Raw genomic sequence first — 16136 nt, forward strand, 5'->3', positions numbered from 1 at the left:
CATGAAAAGAAAATCCTTTTTACATACCTCAGGTTTGGTACTGGTAGCTCTGACGGGCCTGCTGACGACTGCCTGCCGATCTTATTTTCTGGACGTAGAACCGCAGCAAAGCATTTCGGATCAGTCGGTTATTGTTGATGCAGCGACGGCGGAAGTTGCCCTGCTGGGCGTGTACGACAAGCTACAGTCGAGCAATTACTACGGCGGCGACGGCTACCAGGCCGCCGCGTATCTGGCGGGTGGCGATAACCTGTGGGTCGGTACACTAAATTATTACAGCAACTTCATCACGCATTCGTACCGTTCGGACAATACATTGCTCAACAACGTCTGGTCCACGATTTATACGGCGGTCAACGGAGCGAACAATGTAATCGACAAAGTAGAGAAGCTGGATAACCGGGTCATTACCGAAGCCGTACGCAAACAGTACATTGGCGAAGCGTATGTCCTGCGTTCTCTGGCTTTGTTCGACTTGGCCCGGGCCTGGGGCAATGTACCGATCATTTTAAAACCGACGACTTCGCCCAACGATTTCGATGGCATTAAACAAAGTACGCAAAAGGACGTATACCGGCAGGTACTGGCCGATCTGACCACCGCCGAAAACCTTCTGCCCGCCCGCGTGGACCGCAACCGCGTGACCCTGAACACGGTTTACGCCCTGAAGGCTCGTGTGCATTTGTACAACGGTGATTTTCAGGAAGCGGAAACCTACGCATCCAAACTGATTGCGGATAGCAATTATGAACTGGTAAGCTGGGCTACGATCCTGAACGGAAAAAACACCAAAGAATCCATTTTCGAGCTGGCGTACAGTACCGCCGACCGTAGTGCTCACTACGGTTCCTGGTCGAACGATGGGTACCGGAATCAGTTCTGCCCCGGTCCTGACATCTACGCTTTGCTGCAAAATCCAGCGACGGGCGGGGAACGGAAACAGCTCATCAAGGATATTTCTACACCAGCTATTCGCAATTACTTCGTACAATTGCTGTACTGGCGATCTACGTCCGACAATCCGACGTACCTGTTCCGAATCGCTGAACAGTATCTGATCCGTTCGGAAGCCCGTATCAAAAAAGCAACGCCCGACGTCGCGGGTGCTCTGGCCGATCTGAACGCGGTACGGGCTCGCTCGAAAGTGGCGGCGTTGACGGTGACTACGGCAACGGAACTGGCACTGGCTCTGGAGAACGAACGGCGGGTAGAATTTGCCTTTGAACCGCACCGCTGGTTTGATCTGGTACGAACCAACCGGGCGGCAACAGTACTCGGTGTAACGGATGCCAATAAATGGATTTTTCCCATTCCGTACAATGATTTAGCCGCTGATAAGGATTTAGTGCAAAATCCGGGATATTAAATACGATCTTTCCATCAAATCAATGCTCGCATGAATCTGCTCAAATCTTTAACACTCGCGGTAAGCCTCGGTCTGGCTACGCTCGCTCAGGCTCAAACACCTGTTACCCTCACCGGAACCGTAGCCGGCGTGAACACGGGCAAGGTGTATTTGCAACGCTTTCACAACAAAATGTTCTTTACGGTGGAGGCCGTACCCGTCAAAGATGGGAAATTTCAGATTCAGCGAAAATTGAAGCTACCAGAAGTGTACGCACTGACGCTGGATACGACCCGGGGCAATCAATTCCTGTTTCTGGATGCCGGCGATACGCAAGTGGCGATCCAGCTGGATAGTGCTCAATATTACCGGAATACGAAAATAAACGGCTCGCAGGGACAGGATTTATTAGCCAGCTTTCGGCAGGGGAAAGAAGGTGAAATTCAGGCCTTTATCTCGAAACACCCGACATCCATTGTTCCGACTTATATTCTTTACCGTGAATATTCCTATCGTCTGACACCGGATGAAATTGAAAAAAATGTAGCTCTATTGGACGCATCCTTACAGAAAACACCCTACGTACAAACGCTTAAACAGCTCGTTACTACGTTGCGGAGCGTGCAGGTAGGAGAAAAAGCGAAGGACTTTCAGGCGAATACGCCCGACGGTAAACCGCTGCGTTTGTCGAGCTTGTACGGTAAGAGTTACGTATTGATCGACTTTTGGGCGGCCTGGTGCGGTCCCTGCCGTCGGGAAAATCCCAATCTGGTAAAAACCTATAATCAGTACAAGGATCAGGGCTTCACGATTCTGGGCGTATCCCTCGACAAAACAAAAGAAGCCTGGCTGAAAGCTATTGAAAAAGATCAATTGACCTGGCCTCAGGTTACGGATCTGGCGTACTGGAATAGTGCTCCGGCTCAACTCTACGGGGTACGGGCAATTCCCTCGAACGTTTTACTGGATGCGGAAGGGCGGATTGTGGCCCGTAACTTACGGGGTGAAGAACTGGCGGCCAAGCTGGAAGATTTGTATCGAAAGTCAGCGGCTAACAAGTAAATTAATCGATAGGCGAACCGGGATTTCTCAGCCTGAGGGGGTTGGGATTCCCGGTTTATTCATGTTAGTACTATTAGAGCACGACAGGTTTCGCATTGTCTGTATCAGTAAACATTAGGATTATACGATTACTGGCAATAAAAACAGTCTATGCATAAATGTTTTTCATAAAAAATTATATATGTAAGCATTTTTCATAAAAAATAAGTAAATTTCATACGTTTACGATACCCTTTAGTTGAACGTATGACGTATCCGATTATTCCTTCTCTGGTTACCGTTTTTCTGGATCGTACTACTCCTGAACCCGGAGAACTCGCGGGCTACGCGGCCTTGCTACAGGCCTATGAGCTGGCGATTCCCTTACCGGATCGACTGACGATTATTAGTCAAAAACACCGCCAATACCAGACGGAAGAATGGCAGGTCTTTACCCCCAGATATCGACCCGAGGAAACGCTTGCGGCCCACCTGACCTTTGCCCTGAAATACGAAGGTATCGAACTGGGGCTGCTCAAAAAGCTATTCGAAACGCTGGGGCCGCAGCCGATTGTAGAATGGGTAACCCAGGAACCATTGGGGCAGTACAGTCGGAAAGTATGGTTTCTGTACGAATGGCTCCTGGAGGAACTACTCGACGTGCCGGATCTGACGACGGGAAATTACCTGGATGTGGTCGAGGAGCGGCTGCAATACGGAAGTACGAGTGAGCGAATACCCACGAAGCGACAGCGGATTCGGAACAATCTACCGGGCGTGCGGGAATTTTGTCCGATGATTCGAAAAACGCCGGTACTAGAGAGTTACCAGCAACTAGACTTATCCCAGCACATTAAACAGATGATTGGGAAAATTCATCCGGACGTGATGGGCCGAACGGCGGCTTTTTTGCTGTTAAAGGATTCGAAAGCCTCCTACGCCATTGAGGGCGAAAAGCCGCCACAAACCCGGGCCCAGCGGTGGGGGAGGGCCTTGGGACAAGCCGGACAGAAACTCCTGACCGCCGAAGAATTGGTGCGTTTACAGCAGATCGTCATTGACAACCCCCGCTTTACGAAAATGGGCTTTCGGGAACAGGAAGGCTTCATTGGCGAACACGACCGACGGGTAGGCACGCCCATGCCGGATCATATTTCTGCTCGCTGGAAGGATTTGCCAACGCTGATGCAGGGGCTGCTGGAAACTAGTCAAAAATTAGAGCAGGACGTTTCCTTTGATGCTGTACTGGCGGCGGCGGTCGTGGCGTTCGGTTTTGTATTCATTCACCCTTTCGTGGATGGCAACGGGCGTATTCATCGCTACCTGATTCATCACGTGCTGGCGGCCAAAGGGTACGTGACCAAGGGCCTTATTTTTCCCGTTTCGGCCATCATTTTAGAACACATTGAAACGTATCGGCAGGTACTGGAGGCCTTCTCCAAACCCCGGCTGGATAGGATCGAATGGAAACCAACGATCGATCACAATGTGGAAGTACTAAACGAAACCGTGGACCTGTACCGCTACTTCGATGCGACTAAGGCGGCTGAGTTCCTGTACGAATGCGTGAAACAAACGGCCCAGCAAACGATTCCGGAAGAAGTAGCCTATTTAGAGCAGTACGACCAGTTAAAGAGTTACCTGGATGACACCTTCGAAATGCCCGACGATCTGGTAGCTCTGCTGGTACGATTCCTGGAACAGGGCAATGGAAAGCTTTCCGAACGGGCGAAGGCAAAGGAATTTAAGGCACTAACGGCCCCTGAGGTTGAAGCGATTGAACAGGTTTTCCAGGAGATTTTTCTGGATGACCAGATCGGTAGCTAATCAAAGAAACCCGTTTATCCGAAGTACTAGGTTGCGAAAAACAGTCTGGCCTCAAGATCGAGAATAACTAGCGATGATGGGCAATTTTACCCGAAAAACGTCCGTATCCGATTCTACTCGAATGGTTTGCTCGACCAGATGGGTATAACGGGTGTTGATGTTCTCCAGTCCCATTTTCGTAGAAGCGACCTGTCCGCGTTTGATCTGGATATCATTTTCCACGACCAGAAAATCGCTTTCTTCGTAAATCCGGATGTGCAGGGGCTTTTCCAGGGAGACGACGTTGTGTTTGGTACAGTTTTCGACCAGCAACTGAAGCGTAAAGGGCGGAATCAGCGAATGTTGCGTAGCTTCCGATACTTGGGTGGTCAGATCAATACCCGCATCAAAACGGGCTTTCAGCAAAAAAAGATACGACTGAATGATTTCCAGTTCGTCGGTCAAGGGAATCAGATCCAGCTTGCGACTTTCGAGGGTATAGCGATAAAAGTCGGAGAGTTTAAGAATGAATTCTACGCTATGCTCGTCTTCGCTTTCCACCATGGATTTCAGGGTGTTCAAACTATTGAACAGAAAATGCGGGTTAACCTGCTGCCGGAGTAATTCGAATTGAGCCTCCAGGTGATCCGACTTGATGCGTTCGAGCTCAACGCCCACCTGTTGAGTCTGGTAACTTTGATACAACAAATGCAGGAACATGTAGAACATCACGTTGATAAGTATACCCCGCGTTTCTACCATCAACATGACTGGACCAAAATGAATGTGCGATAAAATGAGTTGCTGAACACAGGCCAGTACAAACATAACGACCAGGCCCAACAGCAGACTCATCACCAGATGCCGTACGGAAAATCCGATGGTTCGGTTCTTTTCGTCTGGGAACGAGTACAGATTGTAATACCACACAAAGAGAGCGAATACCAGGGTGATCATTGAATTGACCACGGCTTCTGCCAGCGGAAAGGGCCTCTCGGCAATTTTCGGCACGGAAGACAGCAGGCTCAGCAGTAATGAGCTGAGCCAGATCATCCGCCTGGAAACTTTAAAAATGGGTTTTTTCATGGAATACTAGCAAAGGAGTCCTCCGGAAAAACCGAGGGCCGTTGAGCTAAAATCATACGGATGCGAGCCTGTGTATCCGGAACGGGTTCCGGCGTTGATTGTTGCAATTGGTAATGTAAAATCAATCCTTTGGAAGGCCGGTTTTGGTACGTCAGGGTTTCCACACGTTCCAGTTTACCATTGATAGTGCTACCAAACCAGTACGGGCTCGCCAAGGATTTCCAAGTCGCTAAGGTAAAGGTTTCGCCTCCAACGGGATGAGCATGGCCCGATAAAGCGGCGTCAAAGGCGGCTTGGTTACCGTAAAGCGTGGACATTGTACCTGCTTTTTTGTTGAAGAAAGAAGTAATGACCCGTAAGCCTTTTGAGTCAAATACCTCACGAATAGAAGTAGATGGGGAACGGTCGGGCTGACAGGCGATACTACCAGCCAATAGGAAGATCAAAAGAAAATAAGTTTTCATAGCCAGCGTCATGATTAGTGAAGATCAGCTTTTCGAAGGGGTATATCGAACACATAGCCATTTTTATCGGCCAGTTTATGACAGTTAAAACAGGTGGTTTGAAAAGCCAGCGACTGGCCGTAGGGCTTTAATCCCAAACCATTGAATCGGGCGAAACCCCAGCCTTCCGTATCTGGAAAACGCTGGTCATCCTTGATCATAATCTGGACGTTGTTGAATCTGCCTGTCCGTACCTCGCCACTAGCCTCTTCCAACTGATCCCAGACGACTTTCACAATAACGGAACCCTGGGGCCAGGGCCGGATTTGATCTTTTTCAATGGCTTTTACCGCAATGTCATTGCCATAAATGACCCGCATGGTACCGCTATCGAAACGGGTGGTCGTACTGATGGGTTTCCAGTTTTTGTAATCGTCGAAATAGGCAATTCCATTGAGGGCCACTGGCGTTTGAGGTCGTTGCGTCGCGTGCTCTTTGTACTGTTCAAATTCCAGATCAGCAGCGTGTATTTTCGCTGCATCAGCCGGTTTGGCCTGGGCCAGAGAAATTGCGTACGAACGGAGGGCCTCGATTTCCCGCGGAGTAACCTTTGCCGAAGGATGTACGAGCGTGTACGATTGGAGAGGCATCCGGCCCGCATCGAGCATGTTGACGATTTCGTAAATTTTATTCTGCTGATCGGCGGGACTCAGGCTATCCCAGGTTGAAAAATTTAATCCCGCTCGGGCATCCCGAACGTCCTGAGCCACCAGCCAGGACGCCGGAGCTACACGGTCGTACCAGCGTAAATTCGTTTCATTGGAATGGCAATCGTAACAGGCCCGTTCGAACAGAGCCGTTACGGGAGCCGGGCCTTTAAATTTTCCCGTTACGGGCGGATTCGGAATGGCGGGTGAAGTAACCTGTAAGCTTATTCCAATAAAAACCAGCAAGGCTACTGTCAGAAGGGTGCGTTTGGACCGTTTCATACGTGCATTGAATTTGTAGGTCCAAAACTATTTTTGCCTTCTTCGTTGTAAAAGGTCAACAGCGTCAAGGCCGACATCTTCGGGCGTCAAGTGGACACTTTGCAGGGGCAATCGATTCTTGAGCAGGAACCTTGTTCTGCCTTTTGCTCTTATGCTGATCGTAAGTCAAATCTTTTACCGTTGAAACGATGGCTGCTTTCCTGAGCGTAGAAAACCTTTACAAAAACATTCATACGGATCAGCCTGCCCCTGTTCTGGCAGTTACCGGCCATTTCGATGTATTGAAGCTGGAAGACCTGCACATTCCTCAACCACACCCCTACAACCGACGCGATTATTACAAAATCAGCCTTGTCACGGGTCATAGTTTCATTCATTACGCCCGACAAACCTTTGAGATTCGGGAAAGTGCTTTGGTTTTCACCAATCCCATGCTACCCTACCAGTGGGAACGAAAGAGCGAAGAACAACGCGGCTATGTCTGCGTGTTTACCGAGGCCTTTTTTAATCAATTTTTACCGATCAAACAGTATCCCGTTTTTCAACAGCCCGCGTACGCAGTGTTGCCCCTAACAAGTGACGAGGCGGATCGTTTTGAAAGCCTGTTTTTGCAATTGAAGGCGGAATTACAATCCGACTACGCGTACAAGGACGATTTTGTGCGGACTCAGGTACTGAACCTGATTCATCTCGCTCAGAAAATGCAGCCCGCGGGTAATCCTACCGGCGTAGCAACGAACGCAACCGAGCGACTGGCCACCTTGTTTACGGATTTGCTGGACCGGCAGTTTCCCATCGAAAATAACGACCAACGCCTGTCCCTACACACGGCAGCGTCTTTCGCCGAGCCGTTGGGCGTACACGTTAATTACCTCAACCGAGCCGTGAAGGAAGTAACCAACAAAACCACAAGCCAGTGGATTGCCGAAAAAATCATCCTCGAAGCCCGGTACTTGCTAACGCATACATCCTGGACCATTACTGACATTGCCTGGAGTTTAGGGTTTGAGGAAGCGAATCATTTTTCTGCCTTTTTCAAGAAGCATACCCAACAAACGCCGAATCAGTTTCGGAAACTCGCCCCGGTTTGATTTCGGTAGTTTTGCGTTTGTTTTTCGTACGATGGATGACTTCATTTGCTTCGACCTTTGCGGTATAAATCACGCAAGCGTTATGTGGACGAACGAACAAATCAGTAATCAAAGCGGTAAAGTAGCTTTTATTACTGGAGCCAACAGTGGGATTGGCCTGGAAACCGCCCGGGCTCTTTATCAGGCCGGAGCAAAGGTCATTCTGGCCAGCCGCGACGCCGCGAAAGCTCAGGCGGCTCTTCAGGAAATCGAACAATCCGGCGGGGAGGGGAGTCTGGAAATCGCTGTATTGGATTTAACCAGTCTTGAGGCCGTACGAGTTTGTGCCGAGCAATTCCGTCAGCGACATGCTCAACTCGATATACTCATTAACAACGCTGGCGTAATGACTCCACCGGCTTCGCAAACGGCTGAGGGATACGAGCTTCAGTTTGGCGTCAATTTTCTGGGGCATTTTGCATTAACGGGCTATTTGTATCCTTTACTACAAGCCACACCCGGTAGTCGCGTGGTGACGGTAACCAGTCTGGCGTACCAGAGCGGGCACCTGGATTTCGAAAATTTACGGCTCGAAAAGCCCTATGATGCCGCTCGCGAGTACAGTCAAAGCAAGCTGGCTGATCTATTGTTTACCCAAGCGTTGCAACAACGAATCGAAGCCAAGGGCGATGCAATCCTTTCTCTGGCCGCTCACCCCGGCGTCACGCAGTCGCAGTTGTCGCGTTACATGAGTCCAAAAGCGTATCAGCAGGCTGTTGACCGTTTCGGTGAATTAATGCCTCCGGTCCAGGGGGCCTTACCTTCGTTGTACGCGGCGGTAGCTCCGGACGTGGTGCCGGGGGGCTTCTACGGTCCGGATCAGGACGGGGGCTTAAGGGGTTATCCGATTTTGACCGCAATACAGGCTAATGTACGGGATCCGGAAGTAGCTAAAACCTTATGGGAAAAAGCCGAAAGCAGTACGGGTCTTGTATATCCTTAATCAGTAAAACGCCGATGGGTCGTACTTGTCAAAGTACGACCCATCGGCGTTTTAAAGCTGTCTTTTGTTTTCAAGAGGGAGTAGCCAATGCCGTTTCCAATTGCTCCGGATTGAGCATACCTTCGTATCGCCATCGTTCCATTCCCTGCTCAACGAGTACAAATGCTGGAAAGATCGTCACATTGAAACTACGAACGACTTCTGGATGGTACAGGCTTTCAATGCCCAGTACATCGACGGGTCCGCGACGGATGCGTTCCATTTCTTCTTTTACCTTTTGCACCAATCCTGCCAAAGCCTTTGCCGGGGCTTCTCCAAAAAAAACAAGCAGCACGGGCCGAATGACAGATTCTAGGTTCTGTGAAGGGCCAACGATTTCAAAGGCTTTCATAGAGCGAATTTGGCTCATTCCGCCTTTTTGTCGCATGAGGGCTGTCAGCTTCAGCCCTGATTTTGCTCAATGTTTTTTTTGCCTGAACTGAATTTAATAACTTGCCCGCTCGGATACGGACTGTTTTTTCCGGTTAGTAACGCCGCCTATGCATGAATGACGAGCTTGACTACCATATACTCAGTAACCTTCTTTTCGATGAATCGGAAGATTTAATGGCTCTTTACGCCCTGCGTACGGAGCAGTTTATTCGAATCAATCCGGCGGGTTGCCGACTCCTCGGGTATGCCTCCGAAACGGAGGCATTGGCTCAGGCGAAAGCTCATTTTTCCTGGGGAGCCGCCCATGCTACCGAACAGGAAATTGAATTAATGCGGGCCGATGGACAGTCTTTAAAAGGTCTGGTTCGAATCACAGCTTTCAAAGGAATTTCCGGTGAATACCAATTGATTCGGCTGAAAAACCTGGAGCTGATGCAACACATGCAGCAGCAGTTGGAGGCCAATGATCGCCGCTACGAGGCCGTATTTACCAATGCCACCATCGGGATCATTGTATCCGACCGACAGGGAAAGATAGTCTCGTGTAATGCCCTGGGTTATCGACTGTTGGGGTACGAAGAAGGGGAATTACTGGGTCAATCCATTGAATTGCTAGTACCTGAAAGCAAGCGGGGCTCGCATGTACACGATCGAGAATCTTTTTACCGCCACCCGCAGGTACGGGCGATGGGTCATAACCGCGATCTGTACGCTCAGCGGAAGGATGGTTCGGTATTTCCGGTTGAAATCAGTTTGAGTTATTTTCAGGTGGAGGAAGAACTCTACGCCGTAGGATATATCATCGACATTACCTTCAAAAAAGAAGCCGAACGGGCCCTACTCTTACAAAACCAACGGATTGAACGTCTCAACGAAGACCTGGAGCAGAAAGTAGCCGACCGTACGCACGCGTTGATGACGACCTTAAGCCAGCTGGAGCGTTCTAAAGACGAACTGGCCAAGGCTCTGGAGACGGAGCGGGAATTGGGCGAACTAAAGTCACGCTTTGTCTCCATGGCTTCCCATGAGTTCCGTACCCCACTCACAACGGTACTAACTTCGGCTTCGCTGATTGAAAAATATCCGGCAACGGAACAACAGGACAAACGCCTTCGACACGTTCAACGCATCACGGCTTCGGTGAATCACCTGAATGATATTCTGGAAGAATTTCTATCCGTGGGTAAGCTCGAAGAAGGAAAAGTGGAGGCCCGCATTACGTTGGTGGCTCTGGAACCGCTGATTCAGGAAGTTCTCAGTGATATTCAGGGATTACGGAAAAACGGACAGGACTTTGAATTAGACCTGCAAACGCCGGATTTGTTTCCGACGGATGCTTCGCTGCTACGGAAAATTCTGGTCAACCTGCTTTCCAACGCCGTCAAGTATTCTGGCGAGCATACGGTCATAACCATACAGGCGACTCTGGAAGGGACAGGCCTGTGCCTGGCTATTCAGGATCAAGGGATTGGTATTTCCAAAGAAGATCAAAAGCATTTATTTGAACGATTTTTTCGAGCGAAAAACGCCATTAATTATCAGGGAACGGGCTTAGGCCTGCACATCGTGATGAAGTACCTGGAATTACTGCGGGGGGCCATTACGCTAAAAAGTGAATTGGAAAAAGGGACGCTCGTAACCATTCATTTACCTGGTCAATAGCTCTATACCTATGAAAACAATTTTGTTGATTGAAGACAACTCGGACATCCGGGAGAATACGTGTGAAATTCTGGAACTGGCTGGTTACAACGTCGTAACGGCCGAAAACGGTAAAGTGGGCGTTGAAAAAGCCCTGGCTGCCAAGCCGGATCTGGTAATTTGTGACATCATGATGCCCGTGCTGGATGGCTACGGAGTCTTGCATATTTTTTCGCGGAATACTACGCTGGCGGGTACGCCTTTCATCTTTCTGACGGCTAAAACCGAACGGAGTGAATTCAGAAAAGGTATGGAATTGGGAGCCGATGATTACCTGACCAAACCCTTCGACGAAAGTGAATTGCTCAGTGCCATTGAAGGCCGCCTCAAACGCTTTGAACAACTGGACCAGACGCGTACGGATTACGACCTGAAAAGCAACGGATTGGAAGCTTTTCTGGACGATGCCCAAACGAAGCTCGAATCCCTTTCGGCGGACCGGAAGGTGCATACCATTCCCAAAAAGCAGTACATCTACGCTGAAGGTGATCAGCCGTTGCGTTTGTACTTCGTGAAAAGCGGAAAGATCAAAACGATCAAGACCAATGCCGACGGGAAAGAATTCATTACGGGCATTTACGAAGAAGGATCGTTTTTCGGGTATCTGGCCTTGCTGGAGAACCGGGAGTATACTGACTCAGCCGTAGCTCTGGAAGATAGCCAGTTGCATTACATTCCCAAGGAAGACTTTCAGCAACTGCTTTCGGCGAATCGCTCCGTGAGTCAGGAATTTATTCGCTTACTAGCCGGACACGTAGCCGAACGGGAACAGCAATTGCTGACGATGGCCTACGGATCACTGCGGCGGCGGGTGGCGGATACGCTACTACACCTGCACACCTCCATGGGCGAACAAGTCATCAAGTACTCGCGGGACGACTTGGCATCGATGGTGGGTACGGCTACCGAGTCCCTTATTCGCACGCTGAGCGAATTCAAACAGGACGGACTCATTGAAATTGCCGGTTCTTCCATCCGGATCCTGCAACCCGAAAAATTACGGCGAGCAGGTTGGTAGACATCAGTAGGTGACCGGGGTCCGAGTCCCTTACAACTCAACCTTTGAAAAGATTGCATTCGTCAGAAGTCAAGCCGTATCTTTGAGACTATGTCTCTTTTTATTACGTCTTTAAATTCGGGTAGTAACGGCAATTGTTACTACGTAGGCAACGGGCAGGATGCGGTTTTGATCGATGTAGGGATATCCTGTCGGCAAATCGAATCCCGGTTGCGGCGGTTGAGCTTGTCGGTACATACCATCAAGGCCATTTTTATCTCGCACGAGCATACCGACCACATCAGCGGGACCACCAATTTTGCCCGTAAATATCAGCTGCCCGTCTACCTGACACCGAAGACCTTGCGATCGGCCCGATTGCTGGGCGAGGGCTTAGCTATTCGTTTTTTATCCAGTACCGATCCCGTATGGGTGGGCGATCTATGCGTGAAAGCGTTCCCTAAATTTCACGATGCCGCGGATCCCCATAGTTTCATGGTTTCGTACGAAGGCACGCGGGTTGGGGTTTTCACGGATTTGGGACAGACCTGTACGGGCCTCATTGAACATTTCAGTCAGTGCCACGCCGCCTTTCTGGAAGCCAATTACGATGAAGCCATGCTGGAACAGGGACGTTATCCGTATTTTCTCAAACAGCGTATTCGGGGCGGTCATGGGCATTTGTCCAACCAGCAGGCACTGGATTTGCTGCGTACCCACAAGCCTGCGTACATGAGCCACGTTATTCTTTCGCACTTATCGAAGGAAAATAACTGCCCCATTCGGGCCCGAGAACTGTTCCTGCCGCACATGGATACGACTGAATTGGTGGTGGCTTCTCGTTTGCAGGAAACGCCCATTTATCACATCAAAGCTCGAGAAGTGGAGCAGCCTGTATTTTCTTAATTAGTACAATCTGTCCTAGGTGGTAATGAGTATGCTCAATCATGCCCTGAATGTTCCGGTAATAACTGCCGTATTTTTCATCGGCAAAGGCTTCCTCCAGCATAGAGTCGGGTAATGATTCGACCCGTTGAGCCATCGTTTCAACATCCGACCAGACTTTTGCCAACAGGTTTTCCCAATCTTCCTGCGATTGAATGGGCGGATGGTCAAAGCTGAACCGGTCACTCGCCTGCAGGGGTTGACCCTGCAATACCCGGAGCTGAGCCGCTACGTAGTAGTGAATGTGGTAGGTAAGGGCGGCGATGGTGTTTAACGTCAAAACCTGGGCAGTAGCTTGCTGCCAGCTGAGGTTCGTAAGGTGTTCTTTCAGGCAAACCGTAGTCCAATTACCTCCGAAAAAAACATGGCGTAGATGCTGGGCGAGAGGAGTAGCTGTATTCATAAGGATTTAGAGATGATGTGATTTCTAAAGAGGGCCAAAAGATCAGTACTAAGCCAAAGGGTTAATCAACGGAGCGTATAGTTTAGCACGAAGTTTAAACCGATTAACTTGGAAACAATCTATTCAGCTACCGGAACCTACCTACTGGAATTGAAGTCGCTTACGGCCGAGGCCTTGTGTGTACCCTCGTAATGGTCGGACTCAACTTCTTTACCTACGAAGCCGACGGAATGAGGCCCTTTGTGGCAATAGTCCTTTAGGTCATTCTTCTACGAACACTTAAAGGTTATTCGCAAAGGTCAGATCAATGATCCGAAACTGAACGTCCCTGTACAATTGTCGCAATTTATCGCCAAAAACAAAGGGAAAGCGGATGCTAAGCGGAAAGAATGATTCCTTGAAGCAGGCTTTACCGAAGCCGCCTTGATGGAATTAGTAATCTGGATTACGGTTCGTACCTTCACCCATTATGCCTTTGCCCTAACAGTAATTTCGTTCGCCGAACCCTGAATAGTCATAGAATAGGCGTATGAGTGAAAGGTCCGTAGGAAGTGCCTACGGACCTTTTTGTAATAGTTAATGGAGGTATACCGCTAAACGTCCCAATAGCATGTCTTAACGTTCACCCACCCAATGCGGGTAAATCAGTGTTGGGGAGGTAAGGATAGTTAATTCTGCCAAATGTTCGTCTGATAAAGACCAGCCCACCGAATCTAGATTTTCGATCAATTGTGCTTCGTTTCTTGCCCCAATAATGATATTAGAAACGGTATCTTGCTGCAAGAGCCAATTGAGGGACACCTGTGAAATAGTTTTACCCGTTTCGGTAGCGATCCGTTCCAGCGTATCCACGACCGTATAGAGGTACTCGTCATCCACTGGCGGCGAGCCTATGGCTCCGCCCAACTGGATTCGTCCTTGGGCAATGGGTTGATTGCGTTTGATTTTTCCCGTCAGTCGGCCCCAGCCCAGTGGGCTCCATACCATCAAGCCCGTATGCTGGTCTTTGATCAAAGGCCTCAGCTCCTGCTCATAATCACGTCCAATCAAGGAATAATATCCCTGATAGATTACATATTTTTCCAGATTGTATTTTTCCGAAACGGATAAGGATTTCATCAGTTGCCAGGCAGCGAAATTGGAACACCCAATGTATCGGACTTTTCCACTAATCACCAGGTTATCCAAGGTCCGTAAGGTTTCTTCGAGTGGCGTTTGGCTGTCAAAACCGTGCATGAAATACACATCAATATAGTCCGTACCTAAACGCTTTAAGCTGTCATGGACGGCATTTATGAGGTGAAAACGGGAGGAACCTTTATCGTTCAGGCCTTCACTCATGGTGAACGAACCTTTCGTAGCCAGAATGGTTTTATGCCTTTTGCCCCGTATGGCTTGCCCTAGGATTTCTTCCGAAGCTCCCTGAGAGTACACATTGGCAGTATCAAAGAAATTTACGCCCCTTTCCATACTGATGTCAATCAATCGCGAAGCTTCTTTAACATCGGTCTGCCCCCATCGTCCGAAGAACTCATTGGTGCCGCCGAACGTCCCGGTGCCTAAACTTAAGACGGGTACGTTAAGTCCCGAATGACCTAATTTTCTGTATTCCATTTTAATTGATTTTGTTGTAAATGATGGGAACCATGACCGATTTTTCCAGTACATCTTTTCCCAGGGATACTCGTTAAAAATGGTAGCATCTTTAGGAGATCCGAGGACAAATTTCAGAAGCATTTATGTATTGATAAAATAACTTAAATGATACATTTGTATCAGAAATATAATAGTTATGCAATGGAATTTGGAATGGCTTAGAACCTTTAGAGCCATCTACGAGAAGGGTACTTTATCGGCCGCAGCCCAAGAGTTGTTCATATCACAACCGGGGGTAAGTCTACACCTCAATTCGCTGGAAGCGTATGCGGGGTACAAACTTTTTGATCGTTCGCCGCGAAAAATGGTACCTACCGAAAAAGGTAAAATCCTGTATAATTTCATCCTTGAACCGCTACAAAAACTGGAGAGTGCCGAGCAGCATTTTCACCGACGATCGCAGTCCGAACGGATCACTATCAGTGTAGGGATGTGTTTCGAAACGTTTCAGTATACCTTGGAAGAACATGTAGCGAGTCTACCCTTTAATCTGATTATCAAGTTCGGTTTGTACCCACAAATGCAGGCAGATTTAGACAACGGTTTACTGGACATGATCGTCACCTCTCAAAAGGGTAATCAACAAAACCTGGTTTACGAACCGTTCTCTAAAGAAAGAATTGTACTCATTGCGGGGAGCAAAACCGATATATCTACACTCGCATGCTTATTAGAAGAAGGCAATACGACAGAAACAAAGGAATTTTTGAAGCAACAGTTGTGGTACAGTACGGCCGGCGATATGGAACACCTGAGAAATTTCTGGTCGAAAAATTTTAGCGAACATCCCGACTTCAGTCCTAATTATATCGTACCTAATATCAGTTCCATTATCCGTTGTTTGAGTGACAACGAGGGTTTTTCCATCGTGCCGGACTTTCTTTGTCGGGAGGCACTGGATGCGGGAAAGATTAAACTAATCTGGCAAGGAAACCAACCCTGGGAAAACACGCTCTACTTCGGTACCCGTAAGAAAACCATGCATCAACAAGAGCTAGATCAACTCAAAAAGCTATTTGAAAAAAAGTGGGAAAGAGTATAGAGGTTTTCCCTGAAGTTCACAGAGGTTATTAATCTGGGGTGACGTTTCTGGTTCAAAGGTATGCTCAGCCCTTTCTTCAATACCTTTTTGTGAAACGTTCGATCACGTTCCGAAAAGAATTTAATAGCCTCCTGTACTTAGAACTAGCACGTACAGTATGTTGACTATTTCCTGCTT

General features: G+C 48.7%; 15 protein-coding genes. 9 read left to right on the top strand and 6 right to left on the bottom strand.

All coding sequences use genetic code 11. From position 1 onward, the window contains the following. Position 1 precedes the first annotated feature (1 nt). The 3 genes from C5O19_RS22215 (at position 2) to C5O19_RS22225 (ending at position 4213) form a co-directional block, all read left to right on the top strand. Complete coding sequence (locus tag C5O19_RS22215; protein WP_104715586.1) at positions 2 to 1366, top strand: RagB/SusD family nutrient uptake outer membrane protein; 1365 nt, start codon at positions 2 to 4, stop codon at positions 1364 to 1366. A gap of 30 nt (positions 1367 to 1396) precedes the next feature. Then, a complete protein-coding gene (locus C5O19_RS22220) occupies positions 1397 to 2407 on the top strand; it encodes a TlpA disulfide reductase family protein (protein ID WP_104715587.1) in 1011 nt (336 codons plus the stop codon). Between the two features lie 246 nt (positions 2408 to 2653). After that, positions 2654 to 4213, top strand: coding sequence for a Fic family protein (locus C5O19_RS22225; RefSeq protein ID WP_104715588.1), 1560 nt, complete (start codon positions 2654 to 2656; stop codon positions 4211 to 4213). A gap of 51 nt (positions 4214 to 4264) precedes the next feature. On the opposite strand, the gene C5O19_RS22230 is transcribed toward C5O19_RS22225, so the two are convergent. The 3 genes from C5O19_RS22230 to C5O19_RS22240 are packed head-to-tail and all read right to left on the bottom strand — an operon-like array spanning position 4265 to position 6710. Next, the gene (locus tag C5O19_RS22230; protein WP_104715589.1) at positions 4265 to 5278 is read right to left on the bottom strand and encodes a sensor histidine kinase; all 1014 of its coding nucleotides are present in this window, start codon (positions 5276 to 5278) and stop codon (positions 4265 to 4267) included. After that, on the bottom strand, positions 5275 to 5742 hold the full coding sequence (locus C5O19_RS22235) for a hypothetical protein (RefSeq protein ID WP_133163428.1): 468 nt from the start codon (positions 5740 to 5742) through the stop codon (positions 5275 to 5277). Before C5O19_RS22235 ends, C5O19_RS22230 begins: the two co-directional genes overlap by 4 nt. A gap of 14 nt (positions 5743 to 5756) precedes the next feature. Next, positions 5757 to 6710, bottom strand: a complete 954-nt coding sequence (locus C5O19_RS22240) for a heme-binding domain-containing protein (protein WP_104715591.1) — start codon at positions 6708 to 6710, stop codon at positions 5757 to 5759. A 188-nt stretch (positions 6711 to 6898) separates the two neighbouring features. Between C5O19_RS22240 and C5O19_RS22245 the strand changes: the two genes are divergently transcribed. After that, on the top strand, positions 6899 to 7801 hold the full coding sequence (locus C5O19_RS22245) for a helix-turn-helix domain-containing protein (protein WP_104715592.1): 903 nt from the start codon (positions 6899 to 6901) through the stop codon (positions 7799 to 7801). A gap of 82 nt (positions 7802 to 7883) precedes the next feature. Further along, positions 7884 to 8783: an oxidoreductase gene (locus C5O19_RS22250; protein WP_104715593.1), complete on the top strand. Its 900-nt coding sequence runs from the start codon at positions 7884 to 7886 to the stop codon at positions 8781 to 8783. A 70-nt stretch (positions 8784 to 8853) separates the two neighbouring features. On the opposite strand, the gene C5O19_RS22255 is transcribed toward C5O19_RS22250, so the two are convergent. Continuing rightward, on the bottom strand, positions 8854 to 9174 hold the full coding sequence (locus C5O19_RS22255) for a thioredoxin domain-containing protein (RefSeq protein WP_104715594.1): 321 nt from the start codon (positions 9172 to 9174) through the stop codon (positions 8854 to 8856). 152 nt (positions 9175 to 9326) lie between these two features. On the opposite strand from C5O19_RS22255, the gene C5O19_RS22260 reads away from it, so the two are divergent. The 3 genes from C5O19_RS22260 (at position 9327) to C5O19_RS22270 (ending at position 12819) form a co-directional block, all read left to right on the top strand. Then, positions 9327 to 10877 carry a sensor histidine kinase gene (locus C5O19_RS22260; protein WP_104715595.1) on the top strand — a complete coding sequence of 517 codons (1551 nt, stop codon included), beginning with the start codon at positions 9327 to 9329 and terminating at the stop codon, positions 10875 to 10877. 10 nt (positions 10878 to 10887) lie between these two features. Continuing rightward, a complete protein-coding gene (locus C5O19_RS22265) occupies positions 10888 to 11934 on the top strand; it encodes a response regulator (RefSeq protein WP_104715596.1) in 1047 nt (348 codons plus the stop codon). 90 nt (positions 11935 to 12024) lie between these two features. Further along, complete coding sequence (locus C5O19_RS22270; RefSeq protein WP_104715597.1) at positions 12025 to 12819, top strand: MBL fold metallo-hydrolase; 795 nt, start codon at positions 12025 to 12027, stop codon at positions 12817 to 12819. Here C5O19_RS22270 and C5O19_RS22275 read toward each other — a convergent pair. Together C5O19_RS22275 and C5O19_RS22280 are read right to left on the bottom strand one after the other, a co-directional pair. Continuing rightward, positions 12782 to 13261 carry a DinB family protein gene (locus tag C5O19_RS22275; protein ID WP_104715598.1) on the bottom strand — a complete coding sequence of 160 codons (480 nt, stop codon included), beginning with the start codon at positions 13259 to 13261 and terminating at the stop codon, positions 12782 to 12784. The genes C5O19_RS22270 and C5O19_RS22275 overlap by 38 nt on opposite strands. A 615-nt stretch (positions 13262 to 13876) precedes the next feature. After that, entirely contained in the window at positions 13877 to 14875 is a 999-nt protein-coding gene (locus tag C5O19_RS22280) for an aldo/keto reductase (RefSeq protein WP_104715710.1), read from the bottom strand. A gap of 178 nt (positions 14876 to 15053) precedes the next feature. Between C5O19_RS22280 and C5O19_RS22285 the strand changes: the two genes are divergently transcribed. After that, positions 15054 to 15959, top strand: coding sequence for a LysR family transcriptional regulator (locus tag C5O19_RS22285; RefSeq protein WP_104715599.1), 906 nt, complete (start codon positions 15054 to 15056; stop codon positions 15957 to 15959). Positions 15960 to 16136 lie beyond the last annotated feature (177 nt).

Origin of the sequence: Siphonobacter curvatus, from assembly GCF_002943425.1 — a bacterium.
GTDB lineage: Bacteria > Bacteroidota > Bacteroidia > Cytophagales > Spirosomataceae > Siphonobacter > Siphonobacter curvatus.